This is a genomic window from Cellulosimicrobium sp. SJTW-1, assembly GCF_047716875.1.
Classification (GTDB): Bacteria; Actinomycetota; Actinomycetes; order Actinomycetales; family Cellulomonadaceae; genus Cellulosimicrobium; species Cellulosimicrobium funkei.
Genome location: NZ_CP136680.1, coordinates 1029822 through 1055282 on the forward strand (window position 1 = coordinate 1029822; position 25461 = coordinate 1055282).

The 25461-nt window shown below is 75.8% G+C and carries 22 protein-coding genes; 19 read left to right on the plus strand and 3 right to left on the minus strand.

Translation table 11 applies throughout. The annotated features are described in order from the left end of the window. The first annotated feature begins 86 nt into the window (after positions 1–86). Together RSE42_RS04675 and RSE42_RS04680 are read left to right on the plus strand one after the other, a co-directional pair. The gene (locus tag RSE42_RS04675; RefSeq protein WP_415297986.1) at positions 87–1157 is read left to right on the plus strand and encodes a DUF3048 domain-containing protein; all 1071 of its coding nucleotides are present in this window, start codon (positions 87–89) and stop codon (positions 1155–1157) included. A gap of 131 nt (positions 1158–1288) precedes the next feature. Further along, positions 1289–1546: a hypothetical protein gene (locus tag RSE42_RS04680; protein ID WP_076403217.1), complete on the plus strand. Its 258-nt coding sequence runs from the start codon at positions 1289–1291 to the stop codon at positions 1544–1546. 10 nt (positions 1547–1556) lie between these two features. Here the strand turns inward: RSE42_RS04680 and RSE42_RS04685 are convergent, their stop codons facing one another. Both RSE42_RS04685 and RSE42_RS04690 read right to left on the minus strand, forming a co-directional pair. Continuing rightward, on the minus strand, positions 1557–2564 hold the full coding sequence (locus tag RSE42_RS04685; protein WP_061269147.1) for a 1,4-dihydroxy-2-naphthoyl-CoA synthase: 1008 nt from the start codon (positions 2562–2564) through the stop codon (positions 1557–1559). Positions 2565–2587: 23 nt separating this feature from the next. Then, complete coding sequence (locus tag RSE42_RS04690; protein WP_415297988.1) at positions 2588–3517, minus strand: EamA family transporter; 930 nt, start codon at positions 3515–3517, stop codon at positions 2588–2590. A 66-nt stretch (positions 3518–3583) separates the two neighbouring features. On the opposite strand from RSE42_RS04690, the gene RSE42_RS04695 reads away from it, so the two are divergent. The 6 genes from RSE42_RS04695 (at position 3584) to RSE42_RS04720 (ending at position 11137) form a co-directional block, all read left to right on the plus strand. After that, positions 3584–5044: a PLP-dependent aminotransferase family protein gene (locus RSE42_RS04695; RefSeq protein ID WP_415297990.1), complete on the plus strand. Its 1461-nt coding sequence runs from the start codon at positions 3584–3586 to the stop codon at positions 5042–5044. A 32-nt stretch (positions 5045–5076) separates the two neighbouring features. Beyond that, positions 5077–5688, plus strand: a complete 612-nt coding sequence (locus RSE42_RS04700) for a TetR/AcrR family transcriptional regulator (protein ID WP_168946158.1) — start codon at positions 5077–5079, stop codon at positions 5686–5688. Between the two features lie 32 nt (positions 5689–5720). After that, positions 5721–6440, plus strand: a complete 720-nt coding sequence (locus tag RSE42_RS04705; RefSeq protein ID WP_415297992.1) for a DUF1345 domain-containing protein — start codon at positions 5721–5723, stop codon at positions 6438–6440. 77 nt (positions 6441–6517) lie between these two features. Next, positions 6518–7516, plus strand: coding sequence for an o-succinylbenzoate synthase (locus RSE42_RS04710; RefSeq protein WP_076403205.1), 999 nt, complete (start codon positions 6518–6520; stop codon positions 7514–7516). Beyond that, the gene (gene menD / locus RSE42_RS04715) at positions 7513–9399 is read left to right on the plus strand and encodes a 2-succinyl-5-enolpyruvyl-6-hydroxy-3-cyclohexene-1-carboxylic-acid synthase (RefSeq protein WP_415297994.1); all 1887 of its coding nucleotides are present in this window, start codon (positions 7513–7515) and stop codon (positions 9397–9399) included. The genes RSE42_RS04710 and menD overlap by 4 nt, the downstream gene beginning before the upstream one ends. Before the next feature lie 94 nt (positions 9400–9493). Further along, on the plus strand, positions 9494–11137 hold the full coding sequence (locus RSE42_RS04720; RefSeq protein ID WP_415297996.1) for a trypsin-like peptidase domain-containing protein: 1644 nt from the start codon (positions 9494–9496) through the stop codon (positions 11135–11137). A 190-nt stretch (positions 11138–11327) separates the two neighbouring features. Here the strand turns inward: RSE42_RS04720 and RSE42_RS04725 are convergent, their stop codons facing one another. Next, positions 11328–12695 carry an isochorismate synthase MenF gene (locus RSE42_RS04725; RefSeq protein ID WP_076403197.1) on the minus strand — a complete coding sequence of 456 codons (1368 nt, stop codon included), beginning with the start codon at positions 12693–12695 and terminating at the stop codon, positions 11328–11330. Positions 12696–12757: 62 nt separating this feature from the next. On the opposite strand from RSE42_RS04725, the gene RSE42_RS04730 reads away from it, so the two are divergent. The 11 genes from RSE42_RS04730 to nuoI all read left to right on the plus strand — a co-directional run bounded on the left by RSE42_RS04730 (position 12758) and on the right by nuoI (position 25453). Continuing rightward, on the plus strand, positions 12758–13453 hold the full coding sequence (locus RSE42_RS04730) for a demethylmenaquinone methyltransferase (RefSeq protein ID WP_043653744.1): 696 nt from the start codon (positions 12758–12760) through the stop codon (positions 13451–13453). Positions 13454–13847: 394 nt separating this feature from the next. Next, positions 13848–15149 (plus strand): geranylgeranyl reductase family protein, encoded by a 1302-nt coding sequence (locus tag RSE42_RS04735; RefSeq protein WP_034653812.1) that lies wholly within the window; start codon positions 13848–13850, stop codon positions 15147–15149. Between the two features lie 121 nt (positions 15150–15270). Next, complete coding sequence (locus RSE42_RS04740) at positions 15271–15633, plus strand: NADH-quinone oxidoreductase subunit A (RefSeq protein ID WP_021481795.1); 363 nt, start codon at positions 15271–15273, stop codon at positions 15631–15633. A gap of 57 nt (positions 15634–15690) precedes the next feature. Continuing rightward, the gene (locus tag RSE42_RS04745) at positions 15691–16242 is read left to right on the plus strand and encodes a NuoB/complex I 20 kDa subunit family protein (RefSeq protein WP_021481794.1); all 552 of its coding nucleotides are present in this window, start codon (positions 15691–15693) and stop codon (positions 16240–16242) included. Beyond that, complete coding sequence (locus RSE42_RS04750; RefSeq protein ID WP_114553223.1) at positions 16239–17015, plus strand: NADH-quinone oxidoreductase subunit C; 777 nt, start codon at positions 16239–16241, stop codon at positions 17013–17015. Before RSE42_RS04745 ends, RSE42_RS04750 begins: the two co-directional genes overlap by 4 nt. Next, a complete protein-coding gene (locus tag RSE42_RS04755) occupies positions 17012–18391 on the plus strand; it encodes an NADH-quinone oxidoreductase subunit D (RefSeq protein ID WP_021481792.1) in 1380 nt (459 codons plus the stop codon). The genes RSE42_RS04750 and RSE42_RS04755 overlap by 4 nt, the downstream gene beginning before the upstream one ends. Next, entirely contained in the window at positions 18388–19272 is an 885-nt protein-coding gene (nuoE, locus tag RSE42_RS04760; protein WP_175007753.1) for an NADH-quinone oxidoreductase subunit NuoE, read from the plus strand. Before RSE42_RS04755 ends, nuoE begins: the two co-directional genes overlap by 4 nt. Further along, positions 19269–20636, plus strand: a complete 1368-nt coding sequence (nuoF, locus tag RSE42_RS04765) for an NADH-quinone oxidoreductase subunit NuoF (RefSeq protein WP_415298000.1) — start codon at positions 19269–19271, stop codon at positions 20634–20636. Before nuoE ends, nuoF begins: the two co-directional genes overlap by 4 nt. Then, entirely contained in the window at positions 20636–23320 is a 2685-nt protein-coding gene (locus RSE42_RS04770; protein ID WP_415298002.1) for an NADH-quinone oxidoreductase subunit G, read from the plus strand. Before nuoF ends, RSE42_RS04770 begins: the two co-directional genes overlap by 1 nt. After that, complete coding sequence (gene nuoH, locus RSE42_RS04775) at positions 23317–24729, plus strand: NADH-quinone oxidoreductase subunit NuoH (RefSeq protein WP_051027981.1); 1413 nt, start codon at positions 23317–23319, stop codon at positions 24727–24729. Before RSE42_RS04770 ends, nuoH begins: the two co-directional genes overlap by 4 nt. After that, positions 24722–25453: an NADH-quinone oxidoreductase subunit NuoI gene (gene nuoI, locus RSE42_RS04780; RefSeq protein WP_043653739.1), complete on the plus strand. Its 732-nt coding sequence runs from the start codon at positions 24722–24724 to the stop codon at positions 25451–25453. The genes nuoH and nuoI overlap by 8 nt, the downstream gene beginning before the upstream one ends. Positions 25454–25461 lie beyond the last annotated feature (8 nt).

A 25461-nucleotide genomic window follows, 5' to 3' on the forward strand; every position in this document is an offset into this window, starting at 1 on the left:
CTAGGTCGGGTCGTACCGTGGCCGAGGACACAGGTCCGTCGTGGTGCCGGCACGGGCAGGGGCCCCGGGCCGTCGGGAGGTCGAGGGTGACGAGGACGGGACGAGGAGTCCGGGGGAGCGCGCTCGCCGCGGTCGTGGTGGCGGCGGTGGTCGCGCTCGCCGGGTGCGCGGGCGAGCCGACGGCGCCGAGCACCACGACGGTCGAGCCCGACGTGTCGGGCACCAAGGAGGTGCCCCCGACGCCGGACGTCCCCCTCGTGTGGCCGCTCACGGGCGTCGCGGCCGACGAGGTCGCGGACCGGCCGGCGCTCGCGGTGAAGATCGAGAACGCGCCCCAGGCGCGCCCGCAGACGGGGCTCGAGCAGGCCGACGTCGTGTGGGAGGAGGTCGTCGAGGGCGGCATCACGCGCTTCGTCGCCGTCTATCACTCGCAGGTGCCCGAGAGCGTGGGCCCCGTCCGCTCGGTGCGGCCCATGGACCCGGCGATCGTCGCGCCGCTGCACGGCGTCCTCGCGTACACCGGCGGGCAGCAGCCGTTCATCGACGCCTTGGGTGCCGCGGGCGTCCAGTCGGTCGTCATGGACGAGGGCGACGACGGCTTCACGACCACGCGCGCGCGGCGCGCCCCGCACAACGTGTACGGCAGCCCGGAGGCGTTCTGGGCCCAGGCCGACGGCGACCGCACGTCCCCGCCGCCCGCGCAGCTCGTGTTCGCCCGCGAGCCCGGGACGGCGACCGCGACGGTCGCGGGCGACGCGGCGACCCGGCTCGACGTGCGTCTCACGCACGCGAGCCGCGCGGTGTGGGAGTGGGACGGCGGCGAGGGCCGCTACGTGCGCAGCGAGGGCGACCGCCCGGCCGTCTCCGTGGACGAGGTGCGGCTGTCGGCGACGAACGTCGTGCTGCTCGCCGCGACGATGGTGGACACGCGGTTCAAGGACCCGGCGGGGGTGGCGGTCCCCGAGACGCAGCTCGTCGGGACGGGCAAGGGTGTCGTCGCGAGCGGTGGCAAGCAGGTCGCGGTGACGTGGTCCAAGGAGGGCGTCGAGGCCCCGCTCGTGCTCAGCGGCGCCGACGGGGCACCCGTCGAGCTCGAGCCGGGCACGTCGTGGATCGAGCTCGTGCCCACGGGGTCCGGGAGCTGGACGGTGGGCTGACCCTCCGCCGTCGGGCGGACGGCGTCCTCCCCACGGCGTACGTCCGCTCCGCCCCGAGGGGGACCGTCCGCCGCGCAGGTCGAGCCGCGGGGCCGACGCGCGGCAGGGGTCCCGGGCGGCACCGTGGAGTCATGGCAACCGTCGTCCCGCACCCCGTCCACCCGTCCCAGCCCCGCACCCCGTCGGAGGGCAACCCGCAGCGCCCGGCCCCCACCTCGCTGCCGCCGTCGTACGCGCCGCGCACGTCGCGCGACGACGAGCCGGGCGCCGCCCGATCGGCCGTCCCGGTCGTCGTCTCGGTCGGGCTCCTGTTCGGCCTCGCCGTCGCGGCGGCGTTCGTCGGCCGCGGCCTCCTCGAGATGCTGACGAGCCTCGTCGGCGGCTCCTGAGCCGCGGCCGTCAGAACGCGTAGCCGAAGCGTCCCCAGTCCGGGTCGCGCCGCTCGAGGAACGCGTCGCGCCCCTCGACGGCCTCGTCCGTCATGTACGCCAGCCGCGTCGCCTCGCCCGCGAAGACCTGCTGCCCCATGAGTCCGTCGTCCGCGAGGTTGAACGCGAACTTCAGCATCCGGATCGCCTGCGGCGACTTCGTCGCGATCACGCGCGCGTACTCGATCGCGAGCGCCTCCAGGTCCGCGTGGTCCGCGACCTCGTTGACCGCGCCCCACTCGAACGCGTCCTGCGCGGAGTACTCCCGCGCGAGGAAGAAGATCTCCCGCGCGCGCTTCTGGCCCACCTGCCGCGCGAGGTACGCCGAGCCGTAGCCCCCGTCGAACGACCCGACGTTCGCGTCGGTCTGCTTGAACCGCGCGTGCTCGCGGCTCGCGATCGACAGGTCCGCGACGACGTGCAGCGAGTGCCCGCCGCCCGCGGCCCAGCCGTTGACGACCGCGACCACGACCTTCGGCATCGTCCGGATGAGGCGCTGCACCTCGAGGATGTGCAGGCGCCCCGCGCGGCCCGGGTCGACGGCGTCGCGCGTGTGCACGTCCCCGCCGCCGTCGGGCGCGGTCGTGTACTGGTAGCCGGAGCGCCCGCGGATGCGCTGGTCGCCGCCCGAGCAGAACGCCCACCCGCCGTCCTTGGGCGAGGGCCCGTTGCCCGTGAGGAGCACGGTCCCGACGTCGGACGTCATGCGCGCGTGGTCGAGGACGCGGTACAGCTCGTCCACGGTGTGGGGCCGGAACGCGTTGCGCACCTCGGGCCGGTCGAACGCGACGCGGACCACGGGCAGGTCCCGCACGACGGCGCCGTCGGCGTCGCGCTCGACGCCGCGGTGGTAGGTGAGGTCGGTGAGCGCCTCGAAGCCGTCGACCTCGCGCCAGGCGCGGGGGTCGAACGTCTCGGAGACCTGGCGGGGGAGCGCGTGCTCCCGGCCCGCGGGGGCGCGGCTCGCGTCGTCGGGCACGGCGGGGGTGGGGTCGGTGCTGCTCACGCCCGCCACGGTAGCCGGTGGGCGAGCGGGCGGCGTGCGCGCGCCGGGGCGAGGCCGAGCACGAGCCCCGCTCCCACGACGAGCGTCCCGACGACCGACCGCGCGGTCGGCTCCTCGAACCCGAGCACGACCGACGCGACGAGCGCTGCCACGGGCAGCAGGCCCGCGAACAGCCCGGCGCGCGCGGGCCCGATCGTCGCGAGCCCGGAGTACCAGAGGAGGAACGCGACGGCCGTGACGACGACGGCGAGGTACGCGAGCGCGGCGAGCTCGGCGCCGTCGGGCACCGCGAGGAACGGGCTCCCCGACACCTGCTGCCGCACGAGCCCGAGCACGGCGAGCTGCGGCACGGCGAGGACGCACGCGTAGGCGGAGACGCGCAGCGCGCCGAGCGTCGGCAGGAGGGGGACGGCGAGGAGCGAGAAGCACACCTCGCACGCGAGCGCGCCGAGCGCGAGCGCGACGCCGACGGGGTCGCCCGCGCCGCCGCCCTCGACGACCACGACCCCGGCGGTCACGACGACGGCGGCCGCGAGGGTGCGGACCGCGAGCCGTCGGGCCCGCAGCGCGCCCGCGGCCGCGAGGACGACGGGCGAGGCGCCCACGACGGCCCCGACGAGCGACGGGTCGGCGCGGCCCGCGCTCTCGACGACGAGGACGCTGAAGCCGACGAGCCCCGTGGCCGCGAGCGCGGTCAGGCGCCCGAGCGCGCGGGGCGAGGGGAGCACCCAGGTGACCCGGCGCACGGCGAGGACGGCGAGCAGGACGAGCGCGGCGACGGCGTAGCGCGCGGCCTGGCCGCCCAGCACCGGGAACCCGGCGAGGGCCGCGGACGCGACGAACGACGAGCCGACGATCGCCATGCCCGCGGCGCAGCGCAGGTCGCCGGTCCGCAGGCTGCCGGGACGCTCGGGTGCGGGTGTCATGCCTCGACGGTAGGAGCGTCGTGGACCAGGGTGCAGGGCCAGGTCGTGCCTGGTTCACTGGGCCAGATGACGACCCGGCTCGCGCCCGAGGCCCTGCTGCTCGTGCTCGGCCCGCGCCCCGCGCGCGACGTCGGCCGCTGGTTGCAGGACGGCCTGCGCGCGGCCGTCGTCGAGGGGCGGGTCGCGGCGGGCACGGTCCTGCCGTCGGGCCGGGACGCCGCCGTCGCGCTCGGGCTCTCGCGCGGCACGGTGACGACGGCGATCGACGTGCTCGTGGGCGAGGGGCTGCTCGTGTCCCGGCCGCGGTCGGGCGTCGTCGTCGCGGCGCTCCCCGCGGCGCCGTCCCCCCGAGGGGCACCGCCCGCGCGCAGCCCGGGGACCGGGAGCACCCGGCGCGGCACGGCGGGCCCCCGGCCCGTGAGCGTCGGGACCCCGGACCCGGCGCTGTTCCCCCGGGCGGCGTGGGCGCGCGCGGTCCGCGACGGCGTCCGCGGGCTCGCGGACGCCGACCTCGGCTACCCGGACCCCCAGGGCCTGCCCGCGCTGCGCGAGGCGCTCGCGGAGCACCTGCGCCGCAGCCGCGGCGCGCACGTGACCGCGCACGACGTCGTCGTGGTGAGCGGCGTCGCCCAGGCGCTCGCGCTGCTCGCACGGCTGCTCGCCGCGGGCCGGGTGGCGCCCGGGCCGGGGCCACGGCCAGGGGCAGGGCCCGTCACGGTCGCCGTCGAGGACCCCTCGTCGCGGGGCGCGCTCGAGCTCCTGCGCGACGCGGGGACCCGGCCCGCAGGCGTGCCCGTCGACGCCGACGGGCTGCAGACCGACCTGCTCCCCGAGGACGCGCGCGCCGCGCTCGTGACGCCCGCGCACCAGTTCCCGCTCGGCGTCGTGCTCGCCCCGGCGCGCCGTCGTGCGCTGCTCGCGTGGGCCGCCGCGGGGGACCGCCTCGTGCTCGAGGACGACTACGACGCCGAGCTGCGCTACGACCGTCGGCCCGTCGCGTCGGTGCAGCCCCTGGACCCCGAGCGGGTCGTGCTGCTCGGCTCCGTCTCCAAGCTCCTGTCGCCCGCGCTGCGGCTCGGCTGGGTCGTCGCGCCGCCGCGCGTCGTCGGGCCGCTCGTCGAGGCCAAGCGCCACGCCGACCTCGGCACGTCCGTCCCCGAGCAGGCGGCGCTCGCGGCGCTCCTCGGCTCCGGCGCGTACCAGCGGCACCTGCGCCGGGCCCGGGTCGTCTACCAGCGGCGGCGCCGCGCGCTGCTCGCCGCGCTCGGCGAGGCCCTGCCCGGCGTCACGGTCGGGGGCGTCGCGGCGGGTCTCCACCTCGTCGTCCCGCTCCCCGGCCCGGCGGCCGAGGGCGTGGCGGTCGACGGGCTGCGCGCGGCCGGCGTCCCCGTCGAGCCCCTGAGCGGGACGGGCGTCGAGCGCGTCGAGCACGGCGTGGTCGTCGGCACGGCGCGCGTGCGCGAGCCCGACGTCGCGCGCGTCGTCGACGCGCTGCGGGCGGCGGGCGCGGGACGCCTGCCCGCCTGACGAGCGCCCGGCCGGTGCCCTACGGTGTGCGGGTGGGGACGACGCCGACCGAGACCGCCGACCGACGACCCGCACCGCGGCGCCAGGCGCGCGGTGTCGCGCGCCGGGACGCGATCGTCCGCGCCGCCGCGGACCTCATCCTCCAGGACGGCCCCGCGGCGGTGACCCACCGGGCCGTCGCGACGCGCGCCGACGTCCCGCTCGCCGCCACCACCTACTACTTCACCGGCCTCGACGACCTCATGGGCGCGGCCGGCGAGCTCATCGTCACCGGGTGGGCGGAGCACGCGCACGGTGCCGCGGAGCGCGCGGCGCGTGGCGGGGACCGGGCCCGGGAGGACGCGCGCGTCCTCGTCGACGCCGTCCTGCCGCCCGGCGGGGAGAGCGAGCTGCGGGGCTTCTACGAGCACCTCGTCGGCGCGGGCCGCTACCCGGCGCTCGCCCGGGCCTACGGGAAGGGCCGGCAGGGGCTGGACGACGCCGTCGCGCAGCTCCTCGCCGTGCGAGGCCTCGGCCACGTCGCGGCGTCGCTCCTCGTCGCGGTCGTCGACGGCGCCGCCGTGAGCGCGCTGAGCGAGGGCCGTGACGCGCGCGCGCTCGCGGTCCGCCTCGTCGGCGAGCTCGTGGCACCCGGACCGCGCTGAGTCCGCGCCGCCGCCGGGTAGCCTCGCGGCCCATGACCCGACGCTCGTCCACCGCCCGACCCGCCCTGCGCGACCGCCTCGTCCCCGAGACCACCCGGACCCTCGTCTCGACCGTCGTCGCGCTCGTGACCGGTCCGGTCGTCGTGCTCCTCGCGGAGGGCCCGCTCGGCCTCGACGACCGGACCGTCCCCGTGGCGGCGGGCCTCCTCGTGTGGGTCGTGCTCGCCGGGCTCTCCTGCACGCTGACGTGCGTCGCGTTCGCCGGGCGCCGCGGCCCCGAGCTCGAGCGGGCCCTGCTGCGCGCGCACCCCGACGGGCGCGGCCGCGTCCGCACGCTGCTCCTCGGCGGCGGGTCGACGGCGTGGTCCGTCCAGTTCGCGGTCATGGCGCTGCTCGTCGGGTTCGCCCTGGCCCAGGGCGTCGCGTGGGCCGCGGCCCCCGCGCTGACCGTGCTCGGCGTCGCGGTCATCGTCGTGTCGTGGGTCGCGGTCCTCGTGTCCCACACCGTGCACTACGCGCGCCGCGACGTCGCGGCCGGCGACGGCCTCGGGTTCGCTTTCCCCGGCGAGGGACCGCGCGCCTACGCCGACTACGTGTACCTCGCGGCGGGCGTGAGCACGACCTTCTCGACCGCCGACGTCACGGTGCTCGACTCCGTCACGCGCCGGATGGTCACGACCCACGCCGTCGTCGCGTTCGCGTTCAACGCCGTGATCGTCGCGCTCGTCGTCGTGGTGCTCGTCAACGCGTGAGGGCCGACCGCCGCGCCTGCGCCCGCGGCCGCGCCCGCGCCGCGGGCCGACGACGACGCGTGGCATAGCCTGGGCGGGTGCCCGACTCCCGCGCCGTCGTCTACCGCACCCGACTCACCACCCGGTTCCGCGGGCTCGACGCGCGCGACGGCGTCCTCCTGCGCGGAGACGCCGGCTGGGGCGAGTTCTCGCCCTTCTGGGACTACGACGACGCCGAGTCCGCCTCCTGGCTGCGCGCCGCGCACGAGGCGGCCGACGACGGCTGGCCCGCCCCCGTCCGCGACCGGGTCCCCGTGAACGTGACCGTCCCGGCGGTCGAGCCCGACCGCGCCCGGGAGCTCGTCGCCGCGTCCGGCGGGTGCCGCACCGCCAAGGTCAAGGTCGCGCAGCGTGGGCCCGACGGCACGCTCGAACCCCTCGACGCCGAGGTCGCGCGCCTCGAGGCCGTGCGCGACGCGCTCGGACCGGGCGGTCGGGTGCGCGTCGACGCGAACGGCGCCTGGGACCCCGAGGAGGCGCTGCGCCGCCTCCCGCACCTCGACCGCGCGGCGGGCGGGCTCGAGTACGTCGAGCAGCCGTGCCCCGACGTGGCCGGTCTCGCGGCCGTGCGGCGCGGCCAGCGCGGCGACACCGCCGTGCCCGTCGCCGCCGACGAGTCGATCCGGCGCGCCGAGGACCCGCTCGCCGTCGTGCGCGCGGACGCGGCCGACGTCGTGGTGCTCAAGGTGCAGCCGCTCGGCGGCGTGCGCGCGTGCCTCGACCTCGCCGAGCAGGTGCGGCTGCCCGTCGTCGTGTCGTCGGCGCTCGAGTCGTCGGTCGGCATCGCCGCGGGCGTCGCGCTCGCCGCCGCGCTCCCCGCGCTGCCGTACGCGTGCGGCCTCGCGACCGTGAACCTGTTCGCCGCCGACGTCGTGCCCGCGCCGCTCGTGCCCGCCGACGGGGCCCTGCTCGTGACGCGTCCCGCACCGAGCGCGGAGGCGCTCGCCGCGACCGCGCCCGACCCGGAGACCGACCGACGGTGGCGCGCGCGGCTCGAGCGCGTCGCCGGCCTCGTGGCCACCGGGGGTGCGCGATGAGCGCCGCCCTCGACCCGCTGCTCGACGGCCTGGACGCGCAGCCGCCCGCGGTGCGCAGCGCGTTCGCGCTCGTGCACCGCCTCGCGCTCGAGGGCGTCGCGGACGTCGTGCTCGCCCCCGGCTCGCGCAGCGCGCCGCTCGCGTACGCGCTCGCGGCGGCGGCCGACCTCGGCCACCTCACGCTGCACGTGCGCGTCGACGAGCGCGCGGCCGGGTTCCTCGCCGTCGGGCTCTCGCGCGGCGCGGGCCCGCTCGTGCGCGGCGGCGTCGCGCTGCCCCGGGCCGTCGCGGTCGTCACGACGTCGGGGACGGCCGTCGCGAACCTGCACCCCGCGGTCCTCGAGGCGCACCACACGGGCGTCCCGCTCGTGCTCCTCACCGCCGACCGGCCGCACGAGCTGCGCGGCACGGGCGCGAACCAGACGACCCACCAGGCCGGGATCTTCGGCCCCGCGACGCGGTTCGCGGCGGACGTCCCGGCACCCGACGGACGCCCGGGCGAGGTCCGTGACCTCCTCGCCGTCACGGCGCGCGCGCTCGCCGAGGCCGTGGGCGCGCGCTCGGGGCACCCCGGCCCGGTGCACCTCGACCTCGCGTACCGCGAGCCGCTCGTGCCCGTCGGCCTGCCCGGCACTCCTCCCGACGTCGCGCCCGGTGGGCCCACCGCGCCCACCGCGCCCGACCCGGACCTTCCCGGTGTCCGCCCGGTCGTCGTCGTGCCGGCCGCCCCCGCGGCCGTGCCGACAGGCGTCGCGCCGGGCGACGTCACGGAGCCGCTCGGAACCCCCGTCGGCCCCATCGAGATGCCGGTCCCCGGCGAGCGGACGGTCGTCGTCGCGGGCGACGGCGCGGGCCCCGTCGCGCGCGATCTCGCCGAGGCGCGCGGCTGGCCGCTGCTCGCCGAGCCGTCGTCCGGGGCGGCGGGCGGCCGGCGCCTCGTCGTCGGGCACCCGCTCGTGCTCGGGGTCGACGCGCTCGTGGACGACGTGGAGCACGTCGTCGTGCTGGGGCGGCCGACGCTCTCGCGGCCGGTGCAGCGGCTGCTCGGGCGCGGGGACGTCGCGGTGACCGTCGTGGCACCGGGCTCGCGCCCCTGGGCCGACGCCGCGCGCAACGCCTCGACGGTGCTCCCCGTGGTGCCCGCGGGGTGGCTCGAGCCCGCGCCCGCCACGGGCTGGGCCGAGCGCTGGGGAACGGCGTCGGCCGCGGCGGCGGCCGTCATCAAGGCGGCGACCGACGGGGCCCGGACGGACGGCCCGAGCGTCGCGCGCGCGGTCGCCGCGGCGGGCGGCCCGGACGACCTGCTCGTGGTCGGCTCGTCGAGCCCGGTGCGCGACCTGGGCCTCGTGCTCGGCCTCGACGGGCCCGGCCCGCGCGTGCTCGCCAACCGCGGCCTCGCGGGCATCGACGGCACCGTGTCGACGGCGCTCGGCGCGGCCCTCGCGACGGGTCGTGGCCACCGGCGCACCCGCGCGCTGCTCGGCGACCTCACCTTCCTCCACGACGTCGGCGGGCTGCTGCGCGGACCCGACGAGCCGCACGCGGACCTCCAGCTCGTCGTCGTGAACGACGACGGCGGCGCGATCTTCGCGGGGCTCGAGCCCGGGGCGCTGGGGGAGTCGTCCGAGGGCGCGCACCGCACGTTCGAGCGCGTCTTCGCGACGCCGCACGGCGCGCACCTCGCGCCGCTGTGCGCCGGTTACGGGGTGGACCACCAGCTCGTCCAGGACGTCCCCTCGTTGCGGCACGCGCTCGCGGCGCCGAGCCACGGCGTGCAGGTCCTCGAGGTGCGTGTCGGGCGCGCGGACCGCCGTCGCGAGGGCCTGGTCCTGGCGGACGACGTCCGGGCGGCGGTGCGCGCGGGGCTGTCCTCGGGCGGCTAGGGGCGCGGAAAAACTCGCAGCGGACTCCCAGGTTCGTTCAAGCGTCGTTCAAGCGCGGCGGTGTGAAGTAGTGGGCAGAAGAAGGAGGCCCACCATGACGAACACCCCGGGCACCGAGCCCACCCCCGTCCCGACGCCCGACGCCACGCAGCCGCTGCCGGCCGCGACCGCGGGCGAGCAGGCACCGGTCCGGCCGTCGGCGCACCCGACCGGCCACCCGACGCAGCCGCTCCCGCCGCACCCCGTGCAGCACCTCACGACGCCGCAGCCTGCCCCGACGGGCCACGCCACCGCACCCGCGGGGCACACGCCCGCCACGCCGCCGGCGAACCCGTACGCGCGACCCGCGCAGGGCGCGCCCGGCGCGCACACGCCGTCCGGCAGCTTCGGCCCGCCGCCCGCACCGCCGGCCCCGGCCACCGCCGGGGAGAGCGGCGCCCCGCAGCGCCGCCGCACCTGGGTGCCGGTCGTCAGCGCCGCGGCCGCCGCGGCGCTCCTCGCGAGCGTCGGCACCGCCGGCCTCACCGGCGCGTTCGGCGCCGACCAGGACTCCGCGTCGCTCGCCGACGTCGGCCAGCAGCACGAGACGTCGGCCGCGCCCGTCGCCGACTCGTCGTCGCAGAACCCCGACTGGGAGGCCGTGACCAAGGCCGTCGCGCCGTCGGTCGTGGCGATCCAGGTCCAGACCCCGCAGGGCGGGGCCGAGGGCTCCGGCGTCATCATCGACGACAAGGGCCACGTGGTGACGAACAACCACGTGGTGTCCGGCGCCGAGAACGACACGGTCCAGGTCACGCTCAGCGACGGCCGCCTGTTCGACGCGAAGATCGTCGGGCTCGACCCGGCGACGGACCTCGCCGTCGTGCAGCTCGTCGACGCCCCCGACGACCTCCAGCCCGCGACGCTCGGCGACTCCGACGACGTGACCGTCGGCGAGTCGGTCCTCGCGGTCGGCAACCCGCTCGGCCTCGCGAACACGGCCACGACCGGCATCGTGTCGGCCGTCGACCGCCCGGTGTCCGCGTCCGGCGAGGGCGGCGGCACGTCCGTCGTCACGAACGCGATCCAGATCGACGCCGCGATCAACCCGGGCAACTCCGGCGGCCCGCTGTTCGACGCGCAGGGCCGTGTCATCGGCATCACGTCGTCGATCGCGACGCTGTCGAGCGGCGGTGGCCAGTCCGGCTCGATCGGCCTCGGGTTCGCCATCCCGGTGAACCTCGCCAAGACGATCGGTCAGCAGCTCGTCGACAACGGGACCGCGGAGCACGCGTTCCTCGGCGTGACGCTCGCCGACGCGACCGCGACGGCCGACGGCGTGACGCGCCGCGGCGCCGAGGTCCAGGAGGTCACCGACGGCTCGCCGGCCGCCGACGCGGGCATCCGCTCGGGCGACGTCATCGTCGCCATCGACGGCCACCCGGTCGGCGGGGCGGAGTCGCTCACGGCGTTCGTGCGCGAGCGGGCCGCGGGCGCCGAGTCGAAGCTCACCGTCGTCCGCGACGGCAAGACGCTCGAGCTCGACGTCACCCTCGCGACGCGCCCGGCGGACGACGAGACCACCGGCCAGGGGTCGCAGGGCGGCCAGGGGCAGACGCCGGGCCAGGACGGCCAGGGGCAGCTCCCCGGCCAGGGTGACCAGGGCGGCCAGCAGGGCGACCAGGGTCAGCAGGGCGACCCGACCGACCCGGGCAACGTCCCGAACCCGTTCGACTGGTTCTTCGGCGGCCAGGGCTGACCCGGCCCCGCACCCCGTCCCGCCACCTCCTCTGACCGTGGCGGGACGGTGGGCCGTCGGGGACGTCCCCGCCTCGGCGGCCCACCGCACCGAGCGGCCGGCACGGAACTCCGTGCCGGCCGCTCGTCGTCGTCCGGGGGGCTCTCGTCGAGGGCCTTCCGCCGGGGTGCGGGCGCGGGGCGGTGGAGCGTCAGGCGTCGCCGAGCGCGTAGCGCATCGGCTCGAGCTTCGCCTCGGACTCGGCGACCTCGGCCGCCGGGTCGGACGCCGCGACGATCCCGCACCCGGCGAAGAGCCGCACGGAGCGCGGGTCGGTGCCCGACAGCTCGGCCGAGCGCAGCGCGATGCCCCACTCGCCGTCGCCGTCGGCGCCCAGCCACCCGACCGGGCCGGCGTACCGTCCGCGGTCCATGCCCTCGATCTCGCGGATGAGGTCGCGCGCGACGACCGTCGGCGTGCCGCACACCGCCGCGGAGGGGTGCAGCGCCGCCGCGAGCGCCAGGCTCGTCGGCCCGGCCGCGGCGCCGCCCGACGTCCCGGGCGCGCTCGCGCCGCGCGCGAGGACGGCCGTCACGTCGGACGCGAGGTGCATGACGTTCGGCAGGTGCAGCACGAACGGGGAGTCGGGGACGTTCATGGACGAGCAGAAGGGGGCGAGCGCCTGCGCGACGGACCGGACGGCGTACTCGTGCTCCTCCAGGTCCTTCGACGACCGGGCGAGCTGTGCGGCCCGCAGGAGCGCCTCGTCGTCGGACAGGCCGCCGCGCCGGATCGTGCCGGCGAGCACGCGGGACGTCACGAGGCCCTTCTCGCTGCGGACGAGCAGCTCGGGGGTCGCGCCGACGAGCCCGTCGACCGAGAACGTCCAGCACGCCTCGTAGGCGGAGGCGAGGCGCGCGAGCAGCCAGCGCGGGTCCACGGGCTCGCTCGTGTGGGCGACGACGTCGCGCGCGAGCACCACCTTCTCCAGCGCGCCCGAGCGGATGCGCTCGACGCCCTCCGCGACGACGGCGGCCCAGTCGTCGGCGCCGAGTGCGCCGTCGTGCCAGGCCACCTCGCCCGGCGCGCGCACGGGCTCGCGCGGCGTGCGGCGCAGGGCGTCCGTGGGGGAGGAGGACAGCGATCCGGCGGTGTCGACCGTCGTGAGCCACGCGTGGCCGTCACGTCGCCCGACGACGACGCGCGGCACGACGAGCACCCCGCCGGCTCGCACCGGGTCGTGCGCGTCGTCGCCCGGCGCGGAGTCGTCGAACGCGAACGAGCCGAACGCGACGGGGCCCGTGCCGGGCAGGCCCACCTCGTCGCGCACGACCGCGCGCGCGAGCGTCTCGTGCCACGCGGCCTCGGCGTCGGCGAACCGGCCGGGGCCCCACGTCTCGAGCCGCAGAGCCTCGCCCCAGCCGACGATCCCGTCGCCGCGGCGCACCCACGCGAGGGGCCGCGTGTCCGGCAGGAGGTCGACGAGGGCGTCGAGACCGCCGGGCAGGTCGGGGATCCGGGTGGTCCTCACGACCAGCGGGTGGGGCTGTGCGGCCGTGGCCGACGGTTCTGCGCTCATCGCCTCCCAGCGTAAGCCGCGGCGGTGCGACCCGGGCGCGGGGACGTGGAAGCATGGGCGCCATGCCCCGTGCCAACCTGGACAAGAAGCCCTCCGAGGTCGCGTCGATGTTCGACGGGATCGCCTCCCGGTACGACCTGACCAACGACATCCTGTCGCTCGGGCAGGACCGCGCGTGGCGCCGGGCGACGGTCCGCGCGGTCGGTGCGCTGCCGGGCGAGAAGGTCCTGGACCTGGCGGCCGGAACGGGCACGTCCTCGGAGCCGTTCGCCGACGACGGCGTGCGCGTCGTCCCGTGCGACTTCTCCATCGGCATGCTCCAGGTCGGCAAGGAGCGCCGCCCGGACCTCCCGTTCGTCGCCGGGGACGCGACGCGGCTCCCGTTCGCGGACGGCACGTTCGACGCGGTGACCATCTCGTTCGGGCTGCGCAACGTCGTCGACACCGAGGGGGCGCTGCGCGAGATGCTGCGCGTCGTGCGGCCGGGCGGGCGCGTGGTGATCTGCGAGTTCTCGACCCCCACGTGGGCGCCGTTCCGCGTCCTGTACCAGGAGTACCTGGTCCAGGCGCTGCCGCGCATCGCCTCGGCGGTGACGCGCGAGGGCGGGTCGTACGAGTACCTCGCCGAGTCGATCGCCGCGTGGCCGGACCAGCAGGGCCTGGGTCGTCTCCTGTTGCGCGCGGGCTGGGAGAAGGTCGCCTACCGCAACCTCTCCGGCGGGATCGTCGCGCTGCACCGGGGCGTGCGCCCGGCCTGACGCCACACCAGGACGAGGCCCCGCGCGTGCTGCGCGGGGCCTCGTCGTCGACCCCGGCGGCGTGCTGCTGCGTCGGCGCGCGTGCGCGTCCCTGACCTGGGGCGACGGTGCTCCGGGCGGGCGCGGACGCGCGGGAGGCTAGGCCATCGCGGCGCCGGCCCCCTTGCCCGCGAGTCCTCGTCCCCAGGGCCGGTCGTCGCCGGGTGCCAGGACCTTCGTCACAGGATCTCCCAGGGAAGGGTCGCCTTGCTACACATCTCCCGTCCGGAGTGACTAGAGTGGCGGTGTCCATTGTGACCGACTTCACAAGGACTGTGGGTGCATCGTGTCCCGAGCCGGGTCACGGTGGAGCACCGCACGAGGACCGAGACGACGGGACGGCGAGGTGAGCACGGTGGGCGCGAGGCTCGACGACGCCGACGTGATCGTCGTGGGCGCCGGCCCGGCCGGCTCCGCGGCCGCCCACTACTGCGCCGCCGCGGGCCTGAGCGTCCTCCTCCTCGAGAAGTCGGCGTTCCCGCGCGACAAGATCTGCGGCGACGGCCTGACGCCGCGCGCGGTCGCCGAGCTCGTGCGCATGGGCGTCCCCACGCGCGCCGAGGACGGCTGGATCCGCAACCGCGGGCTGCGCGTCGTCGCGAGCGGCCGCTCGTGGGAGCTCGCGTGGCCGGACCTCGCGTCCTACCCCAGCTACGGCATGGCCCGCGCGCGCCACTCGTTCGACCGCACGCTCGCCGAGCACGCGCAGCGCACCGGCGCCAAGCTGCTCGAGCGCACCGCCGTCACCGGCCCCGTCCTCGACGAGCGCACGGGCCGCGTCGTCGGCGTCACGGCGCGCCCCGTCGACGAGAAGGGTCGGCGCGCCGGGGACGAGGTCACCTACCGGGCGCCCGTCGTTATCGCGGCCGACGGCGTCTCGTCCCGCTTCGCGCTCGCCCTCGGCCTCGCGCGGCGCGAGGACCGCCCGATCGGCGTCGCCGTCCGGACCTACTTCCGCACGCCCCGCCACGACGACCCGTGGATGGAGTCCCACCTCGAGCTGTGGGAGGGCAAGCCCCGCGAGTCGAACCTCCTGCCGGGGTACGGCTGGATCTTCTCGCTCGGCGACGGCACGGCGAACGTCGGCCTCGGCTCGGTGAGCTCGACGCCCGCGCGGCAGTCCGCGGCGAACGTCGACTACAAGGACCTGTTCGCCACCTGGATGCGCAACGCGCCCGCCGAGTGGGAGTTCACGGAGGAGAACCGGCTCGCCCCGGTGCGCGGCGCGGCGCTGCCCATGGGCTTCAACCGCACGCCGCTGTACACGCGCGGCGTGCTGCTCGTCGGGGACTCGGGCGGCATGGTCAGCCCCTTCAACGGCGAGGGCATCGCCTACGCGATGCAGGCCGGGCGGGCGGCGGCCGACGTCGTCGCCCAGTCGCGCGCGCGGCTCACCGACGGCGGTCGCGAGCGCGCGCTGCAGACGTACCCGCGCCTCATGCGGCGCGAGCTCGGCGGCTACTACACGCTCGGCCGGTACTTCGTGAAGCTCATCGAGCACCCCGAGATCATGCGGATCTGCACGCGCTACGGGCTCCCGCGCCCGGTCGTCATGCGGTTCGTGCTCAAGCTCCTGTCGGACTGCTACGAGCCCCGCGGCGGTGACTGGGTCGATCGCGTCATCGCGGGGCTGACCAGGGTGGTGCCATCGTCATGAGCCCACGAGGTGGGCCGGCACCCGCGCACCGCGCAGCGCCGGCACTCGCACCACCTGACCGCGGACCCGGACGACGTCGTCCGGGGAGACCCGTCCCGAGCCCCCACTCGAGGAGTCGACGATGACCAACCCGTACGTCCCGCTGCTCGTCCTCATGGGCGTGGCCGCCGTCCTGGCGCTCGGCGGCGTCGCCGCGAGCGCGGTCATCGGCCCCAAGCGTTACAACCGCGCCAAGCTCGACGCCTACGAGTGCGGCATCGAGCCCACGCCCCACGCCGTCGGCGGCGGGCGCTTCCCGATCAAGTACTACCTCGTCGCGATGACGTTCATCGTCTTCGACATCGAGGTCGTCTTCCTCTACCCGTGGGCCGTCGACTTCGCGACGCTCGCGACGTTCGGTCTGGTGGCGATGCTCGCGTTCCTCGCGCTCATCACCGTCCCGTTCGTCTACGAGTGGCGCCGCGGCGGCCTCGAGTGGGACTGACGGTGGCACCCAGCGGGGGCCCCGGCGGGCACCGGCGAGAGAACTAGGAGAGACACCATGGGGATCGAGGAAGCTCCCTCGGGCTTCTTGCTCACCACGATCGAGGACCTCGCGGGGTACCTGCGCAAGGCGTCGCTGTGGCCCGTGACCTTCGGCCTCGCGTGCTGCGCCATCGAGATGATGGCGGCGGGCGCGTCGCGGTTCGACCTGTCGCGCTTCGGCATGGAGGTCTTCCGCGCGTCGCCGCGCCAGGCGGACCTCATGATCGTGGCCGGGCGCGTGAGCCAGAAGATGGCGCCGGTCGTGCGGCAGGTCTACGACCAGATGAGCGAGCCCAAGTGGGTCCTGTCCATGGGCGTGTGCGCGTCGAGCGGCGGCATGTTCAACAACTACGCGATCGTCCAGGGCGTCGACCACGTCGTCCCGGTGGACATCTACCTGCCCGGCTGCCCGCCGCGGCCGGAGATGCTCATCAACGCGATCCTCGCGCTGCACGACCAGATCCAGCACGAGCCGCTCGGCGTGAACCGCAAGGAGGCGGCGCGCGCCGCAGAGGCGGCGGCGCTCGAGGCGACGCCCACGTTCCAGATGAAGGGGCTGCTGCGGTGACGGACGAGAAGAGCGGCGCCGGCACGCCGGTGCCGCAGCCGGAGGAGGTGAACGGCCCCCGGTCGGCCGACCTCGTGACCGGTGCCGGGGCGCCCCGCACGCTCGAGGTCGTCGAGGTCCGCGAGGGCATGTTCGGCGTCCACGGCTCGGGCGACACGTCCGGCTACGGCGGCCTGGTGCAGCCCGTCGCGATGCCGGGCGCGAGCGCCCGCCCCTACGGCGGCTGGTTCGACGAGGTCGTGGACGTCCTCACGGAGGTGCTCGAGGCGTCCGGCGTCCGGTTCGACGCCGCGGTCGAGCGCGTCGTCGTCGACCCGCCCGGCGCGCACGCCGAGCTGACGCTGCACGTGCACCGCGACCACCTCGTCGAGGTGTGCCGGGCGCTGCGCGACGACCAGGACCTGCGCTTCGAGCTGAGCCTGGGCGTGAGCGGCGTGCACTTCCCGCACGAGGTCGGCCGCGAGCTGCACGCCGTCTACCACCTGACCTCGATCACCCACGGCCGGCGGCTGCGGCTCGAGGTGTCGGTGCCCGACGCGGACCCGCACGTGCCGACCACGACGTCCGTCTACCCGACGAACGACTGGCACGAGCGCGAGACGTGGGACTTCTTCGGCATCGTCTTCGACGGCCACCCGTCGCTCGCGCGCATCGAGATGCCCGACGACTGGCCGGGCCACCCGCAGCGCAAGGACTACCCGCTCGGCGGGATCCCCGTCGAGTACAAGGGCGCGACCGTGCCCCCGCCCGACACGAGGAGGTCGTACTCGTGAGCACGCACACCACCGGCGCCCCCGGCGGCGCCCCGCACGCCACCCGTCCGCCCGTCGGCGACTTCGATCCCGGCGTCCCGAGCTTCGAGGCGTCCGGCGGCGACTGGGCCGAGATCGCGGAGAGCGCCGTCGCGGCCGCCGCGCTCGGCGAGGAGCGCATCGTCGTCAACATGGGTCCGCAGCACCCGTCGACGCACGGCGTGCTGCGCCTCATGCTCGAGATCGACGGCGAGACGGTCACCGAGGCGCGCTGCGGCATCGGCTACCTGCACACCGGCATCGAGAAGAACATGGAGTTCCGGACGTGGACGCAGGGCGTCACGTTCTGCACCCGCATGGACTACCTCGCGCCGCTGTTCCAGGAGACGGCGTACTGCCTCGCGGTCGAGAAGCTCCTCGGCATCACGGACGACGTGCCCGAACGGGCGAGCGTCATCCGCGTGCTGATGATGGAGCTCAACCGCATCGCGTCCCACCTCGTGTGCCTCGGCACGGGCGGCAACGAGATGGGCGCGACGACCGTCATGACCATCGCGTTCACCGCGCGCGAGGAGATCCTGCGGATCTTCGAGGCGGTCACGGGGCTGCGCATGAACCACGCGTACGTCCGTCCGGGCGGTGTCGCGCAGGACGTGCCGCCGGACCTCGTCGAGCAGGTGCGCCGGGCGGACCCGCTCGTGCGCCGCTACCTCGGCCAGCTCGGCGACCTCATGCTCGCCAACCCCATCTTCAAGGGGCGCCTCGTCGGGGTCGGGCACCTCAACCTCGCGGGCTGCATGGCGCTCGGCGTCACCGGACCGGTGCTGCGCTCGACGGGCCACCCGTACGACGTGCGCAAGGCCGACCCGTACTGCGGCTACGAGACGTACGACTTCGACGTCCCGACCGCGACGGGCGCCGACTGCTACGACCGCGTGGTGCTGCGGCTCGAGGAGTGCTACCAGTCGCTGCACATCGTCGCGCAGTGCCTGGACCGCCTCGAGGCGACGGCGGGCCAGCCCGTCATGGTCGGCGACCGCAAGATCGCGTGGCCCGCGCAGCTCGCGATCGGGAGCGACGGCCAGGGCAACTCGCTCGAGCACATCAAGGAGATCATGGGCTCCTCGATGGAGGCCCTGATCCACCACTTCAAGCTCGTCACCGAGGGCTTCCGGGTCCCCGTGGGGCAGGCGTGGCAGACCGTGGAGCACCCGCGCGGCGAGCTCGGGGTGCACCTCGTGTCCGACGGCGGCACGCGCCCCTACCGGGCGCACTTCCGCGACCCGTCGTTCAACAACCTCCAGGCCGTGGCAGCGATGTGCGAGGGCGGCCAGGTGGCCGACGTCGTGGTCGCGGTCGCGTCCCTGGACCCCGTGCTGGGAGGGGTGGACCGATGACCATCGACGCCGGACCTGCGACGGACGGGACGCCCGCCCGGCGGGCGCGCCCCGGGTACGACGCAGAGACGACGGCGCGCCTCGCCGCCGACGCCGCGCAGATCGTCGCGCGCTACCCCGAGTCCCGCTCCGCGCTGCTGCCGATGCTGCACCTCGTGCAGTCCGAGGACGGCTACGTGTCGCGCGACGGCATCCTGTTCTGCGCGGAGCAGCTCGGTCTCACCGCGGCCGAGGTCTCCGCCGTCGCGACGTTCTACACCCAGTACAAGCGCCACCCCAACGGCACCTACACCGTGGGCGTCTGCACGAACACGCTGTGCGCGATCATGGGCGGCGACGCGATCTTCGACGAGCTGTCTGAGCACCTCGGCGTCGGGCACGACGAGACGACCGAGGACGGCGCGATCACGCTCGAGCGCGTGGAGTGCAACGCGGCCTGCGACTACGCGCCCGTGATGATGGTCAACTGGGAGTTCTTCGACAACCAGACCCCCGGGAGCGCGACGGACGTCGTGGACCGGCTCCGCGCCGGCGAGGCCGTCGCCCCGACGCGCGGCGCGGCGAGCGTGTGCACGTTCAAGCAGATGAGCCGCGTGCTCGCCGGCTTCACCGACGGCCGCGCCGACGAGGGCGTCGGCGCGGGCGAGCCCACCCTCGCCGGCCTGCGGCTCGCGCGCGAGCACGGCTGGACCGCACCGACCGGTGAGACGGACGCGGAGGCGGCCCCGGACGGCGGCGCCCCCGCCGGCGGTGCGCCGGACGCCGGCGAGGCGCAGTCGAGCGCCGAGCGGAAGCCGACGACCGACGCCGACGTCGACCCCGGCGGCAAGGCCGAGTCGCCCGGCACGAAGCCCGACCCGTCGAAGGGAGCGGACGCATGAGCGAGCAGCAGAGCACCGAGACCCGTCCGGCGCCGGACCCGCTGACCCCGGTCCTGTCGGACACGTGGGACGCGGACCGGTCCTGGACGCTCGCGTCGTACCTGGACCGCGGCGGCTACGCGGGCCTGCGCGCGGCGCTCGGGCAGGAGCCGGGCGACGTCGTCGCGACGGTCAAGGCGTCGGGCCTGCGCGGCCGCGGCGGCGCGGGGTTCCCCACGGGCATGAAGTGGGGCTTCCTGCCCGCGCCCGACGGCGGCCCGCGCTACCTCGTCGTCAACGCGGACGAGTCCGAGCCGGGCACGTGCAAGGACATCCCGCTCATGCTCGCGAGCCCGCAGGCGCTCGTCGAGGGCGTCGCGATCACGTCGTACGCGATCGGTTGCCGGCACGCCTTCATCTACGTGCGCGGCGAGGTGCTGCACGTGTACCGCCGCCTGCTGCGCGCGGTCGAGGAAGCGTACGAGGCGGGCTACCTCGGCAAGGACGTGCTCGGGTCGGGCTTCGACCTCGACGTCACGGTCCACGCCGGGGCCGGCGCCTACATCTGCGGCGAGGAGACGGCGCTGCTCGACTCGCTCGAGGGCCGCCGCGGGCAGCCGCGGCTCAAGCCGCCGTTCCCCGCGGTCGCGGGCCTGTACGCGCGCCCGACGGTCGTCAACAACGTCGAGTCGATCGCGAGCGTGCCGTCGATCGTCGCGCGCGGTGCGGACTGGTTCACCTCGATGGGCACGGAGCGCTCGGCCGGCGTCGGCCTGTTCTCGCTCTCCGGGCACGTGACGCGGCCGGGGCAGTACGAGGCCCCGCTCGGCACGACGCTGCGCGAGCTGCTCGACCTCGCGGGCGGGATGCGCGGGGGCAAGGCGCTGAAGTTCTGGACGCCGGGCGGCTCGTCGACGCCGCTGTTCACCGACGCGCACCTCGACACCCCGCTCGACTACGAGTCAGTTGCCGCGGCGGGCTCGATGCTCGGCACGCGCGCGCTCCAGCTCTTCGACGAGACGACGTGCGTCGTGCGGGCCGTGAGCCGGTGGACCGACTTCTACGCGCACGAGTCGTGCGGCAAGTGCACGCCGTGCCGCGAGGGCACGTACTGGATGAAGCAGGTGCTGGCGCGCATCGAGGCGGGCCAGGGCACGGAGGCCGACCTCGACCTGCTCCTCGACACGTGCGACAACATCCTGGGCCGCGCGTTCTGCGCGCTCGGCGACGGTGCGACGTCGCCCGTCACGAGCAGCATCGCGCTGTTCCGCGACGAGTACGAGGCGCACATCACGGAGCACCGCTGCCCGTTCGACCCGGCGGCCTCGGCGCTCTTCGACTACACGCCCCGCCCGGCCCGCGTCCTGACGGCAGGAGTGCACTGATGACGACCACGACCCCCGCCCCGGGCACCGGCTCCTCGGCCGTCGCGCCCTCGGGCGGCGCGGCCAAGACCCCGGCCCCCGCGGACCAGGTGACGTTCACGATCGACGACATCGAGATGTCGGTGCCCAAGGGCACGCTCGTGATCCGTGCGGCCGAGCAGATCGGGATCCAGATCCCGCGGTTCTGCGACCACCCGCTGCTCGAGCCCGCCGGGGCGTGCCGCCAGTGCCTCGTCGAGGTCGCGGCGCCCGACCGCGAGGGCAACGTGCGGCCCATGCCGAAGCCGCAGGCGTCGTGCACGCTCGAGGCGACGCCGGGCATGGTGGTGAAGACCCAGCGCACGAGCCCGGTCGCCGACAAGGCGCAGCACGGGATCATGGAGCTGCTGCTCATCAACCACCCGCTCGACTGCCCGGTGTGCGACAAGGGCGGCGAGTGCCCCCTGCAGAACCAGGCGATGAGCAACGGGCGCGCGACGAGCCGGTTCGTCGACGTCAAGCGCACGTTCCCCAAGCCGATCGCCGTCTCGACGACGATCCTGCTCGACCGCGAGCGCTGCGTCCTGTGCCAGCGGTGCACGCGCTTCTCCCAGGAGATCGCGGGCGACGCGTTCATCGACCTGCAGAAGCGCGGCGCCGCGCAGCAGATCGGGCGCTTCGACGAGGCCGTGCTCGACTTCGCGCCGCCCGCGGGCGAGGCGCCCGGCGACCGCCCGGTGGGCCTGGCCCTGGAGGACGAGGCGGGCCTCCCGTTCGCGTCGTACTTCTCCGGCAACACCGTGCAGATCTGCCCGGTCGGCGCGCTCACGGGGGCGGCGTACCGCTTCCGGTCGCGCCCGTTCGACCTGGTCTCGACGCCGTCGGTCGCCGAGCACGACTCGTCCGGGTCGGCGATCCGCGTCGACCACCGCCGGGGCGTCGTGCTGCGCCGCCTCGCGGGGGAGGACCCGCTGGTCAACGAGGAGTGGATCACCGACCGGGACCGCTTCGCCTTCACGTGGCAGTCCGCGCCGGACCGCCTCACGCACCCGCTCGTGCGCGACCGCGAGGTCGCGCCCGACGGGACCGTCACGCGCGGCGAGCTGCGCCCGGCCTCGTGGGCCGAGGCGCTCGAGGTCGCGGCCGACGCCCTGACCCGGGCCCGCGACGCGGGCGGGGTCGGCGTCCTGCCGGGCGGGCGGCTCACGGTCGAGGACGCCTACGCGTACGCCAAGCTCGCGCGCACGTGGCTGCGCACGAACGACGTCGACCACCGGGCCCGCGCGCACAGCGCGGAGGAGGCGGACTTCCTCGCGCACGCGGTCGCCGGCACGGGTCTCGGCGTGACCTTCCCCGACCTCGAGAAGGCCCCCGCGGTCCTGCTCGTCGGCCTCGAGGCCGAGGAGGAGGCGGGCGTCGCGTTCCTGCGCCTGCGCAAGGGCGCGCTGCGGCACCGGGTCCGCGTGTTCTCCGTGGCGCCGTTCGCGTCGCGCGGCGTGCAGCGCATGCACGGCACGCTGCTCCCCGCCGCCCCGGGGACCGAGGCCGAGTGGCTCGACGGCATCGCCGCGGGCGACCGGGTCCGCACGCTCGACGAGGCGAGCGGCACCGACGACGTCCTCGCCGACGCGAGCGACGCGCTCCGCCAGCCGGGGGCGGTCGTCCTCGTGGGCGAGCGGCTCGCCACGACGCCCGGCGGGTACAGCGCGCTGCTGCGCGCGGTCGCCGCGACGGGCGCACGCCTCGCCTGGGTCCCGCGCCGAGCGGGCGAGCGCGGCGGCGTCGAGGCGGGCACGCTGCCCAACCTCCTGCCGGGCGGACGCCCGGTCGCCGACGCCGCGGCCCGCGTGGACGTCGCGACCGTGTGGGGCGCGGCGACCACCGAGGACCACCCCGCGGGGCTGCCCACCGCGCCGGGCCGCGACCTGGGGGAGATGCTCGACGCGCTCTCGGTCGGCCAGCTCGCGGGCGTCCTCGTGGGCGGGCTCGAGCTCGACGACCTGCCCGACCCGGCGCACGCGCGCCGCGCGCTCGAGGCGGCGGACGTCGTCGTCTCGCTCGAGGTGCGGCGCTCGGCGGTGACGGACCTCGCCGACGTCGTCCTCCCGGTCGCGCCGCCCGTGGAGCGGGCCGGGGCGTTCGTCAGCTGGGAGGGGCGCGTGCGCCCGTTCCCGGCCGCGCTCGCCTCGACCGCGATGCCCGACCACCGCGTGCTCGACGCACTCGCGGACGCCGCCGGCGCCCCGCTCGGCCTGTCGACGCTCGAGGCCGTGCGCGCCGAGCTCGAGCAGCTCGTGGGCGACGGCGCGTGGGACGGCGCGCGCGCCGCGGCGCCCACGGTCGACGCGACCGAGCCGCCCGCCGTCGCGCCGGGGACCGCGGTCCTCGCGAGCTGGCGCCTCCTGCTCGACGACGCGCGCGGCCAGGACGGCGAGCGGTACCTCGCCGGCACGGCCAAGCGCCCCGTGGCACGCCTGTCGGCGGCCACGGCCGCCGCGGTCGACGTGTTCGACGGCGAGCTCGTGCGGGTCGTCACCGACCGGGGCGCGGTCACGCTCCCCGTGGTGGTGACCGACATGGTCGACCACGTGGTGTGGCTGCCGCTGCGCTCGCCGGGGTCGTCCGTGCACGCCACGCTCGGCGCGGTGCCGGGCGACCTCGTCCGGCTCGAGCCGGGGACCACCGACGGAGGGGAGGGCGCATGAGCGGCCTGCACGCGCTCCACGCGCTGGCCACCGAGACGCCGGCGGTGCCCGGCATCGTGGCGAACTTCTCGCAGGACAACGGCTGGACCTACCTCGTCAAGGCCGTCCTCATCCTCGTCTTCCTGCTGACGAGCGTGCTGTTCGCGATCTGGTTCGAGCGCAAGGTCGTCGCCCGCATGCAGGTGCGGCCCGGCCCGAACTGGCACGGCCCGTTCGGCCTGCTGCAGTCGCTCGCCGACGCGATGAAGCTCCTGCTCAAGGAGGACATCACCGTCAAGGCGGCCGACAAGTTCGTCTACCTGCTCGCGCCGATGATCTCCGTGTTCTGCGCGCTCCTCGTGTTCGCGGTCATCCCGTTCGGGCCCGAGGTGCAGATCCCGTTCACGGACTACGTGACGCCCGCCCAGCTCACCGACTTCCCGGTCGCGACGCTCTACATCCTCGCGTGCGCGTCGCTCGGCGTGTACGGGATCGTGCTCGGCGGCTGGTCGTCCGGCTCCACGTACCCGCTGCTCGGGTCGGTCCGCTCGACGGCCCAGGTCATCAGCTACGAGCTCGCGATGGGTCTGTCGCTCGTCTCCGTCTTCCTCATGGCGGGGTCGATGTCGACCTCGCGCATCGTCGACTCGCAGACGCAGCTGTGGTGGTTCCTCCCGCTCCTCCCGGCGTTCGTCATCTACGTCATCTCCATGGTCGGCGAGACGAACCGCCTGCCGTTCGACCTCCCCGAGGCCGAGGGCGAGCTCGTGTCGGGGTACATGACCGAGTACTCGTCGATGAAGTTCGCGTGGTTCTTCCTCGCGGAGTACATCAACATGCTCAACGTCTCCGCGGTCGCGACGACGCTGTTCCTCGGCGGGTGGCGGGCCCCGTGGCCGCTCTCGGCGATCAACGACGGGATGTTCAACGAGGGCTGGTGGCCCATCCTCTGGTTCCTCGTCAAGGTCTGGGCCGTCATGTTCTTCTTCGTGTGGGTGCGCGGCACGCTGCTGCGCCTGCGCTACGACCAGTTCATGCGCTTCGGCTGGAAGGTCCTCATCCCCTTCGCGCTCGCGTGGCTCGTGCTGCTCGCCGTCGCCCAGGCCGTGCGCCAGTTCCTCGACGTGGACCTGCGCGTGTTCATCGGGATCGCGGTCGCGATAGCCCTCGTCGTCGTGGTCGTCGTCTGGTTCTGGCCCGAGAAGAAGGCGCCACCCGGCGCCGCTCCGCGCACCGCGGGGGGCGCGCCCGAGCCGTTCGACGCGTTCGCCGGCGGCTTCCCCGTCCCGCCGCTGCCCGGCCAGTCGCTCCCGCCCTCGCCGCGCCGTCGGGCCCTCGTGCCCGACGACGCGGGCGCGGCCAGGACGTCCGCACCGGGTGCCGGTGCCCCCCGCGACACACCGCACGACAAGGAGGTCGACCGTGGCTGACGACCAGAAGCCGGACCGGCCGGGCGAGTACGAGGTCCGCCGCCCGCAGGCGAAGGGCCTGCGCGAGCTCGTCGCGCCCGTCGCCGGGTTCGGCGTGACCTTCTCCTCGATGTTCCGGCCGACCGTGACGGAGCAGTACCCGCGCCAGAAGGTGCCGCCCAAGCCGCGCTACCACGGCCGGCACCAGCTCAACCGGTACCCCGACGGGCTCGAGAAGTGCATCGGGTGCGAGCTGTGCGCGTGGGCGTGCCCCGCAGACGCGATCTACGTCGAGGGCGCGGACAACGCCGACCTGCCCGACGGCGGCCACATGTCGCCCGGCGAGCGGTACGGCCGCGTCTACCAGATCAACTACCTGCGCTGCATCTTCTGCGGGCTGTGCATCGAGGCGTGCCCGACGCGGGCGCTGACGATGACCAACGAGTACGAGCTCGCCGGGCCGACGCGCGAGGGCATGATCTGGGAGAAGCAGGACCTCCTCGCGCCGCTGCGCGAGGGCATGCTCGCCGCGCCGCACCCGATGGTGCCCGGGACGTCGGACACCGAGTACTACCGCGGAGAGGTGAGCGGACCGGTGGCCGAGCAGGTGGAGTGGGTGCGCGAGCACCGGCCGGACGACCCGACGCTCCCGCCGGAGCCGGCGGGCCGCGAGCCGGAGGTCCGGCGGGTCGCGCAGCCGTCCGGGCGGTCCGCCCGTCCGTCGGCCCGGAAGGGCGCGCGGTGATCGGGGGC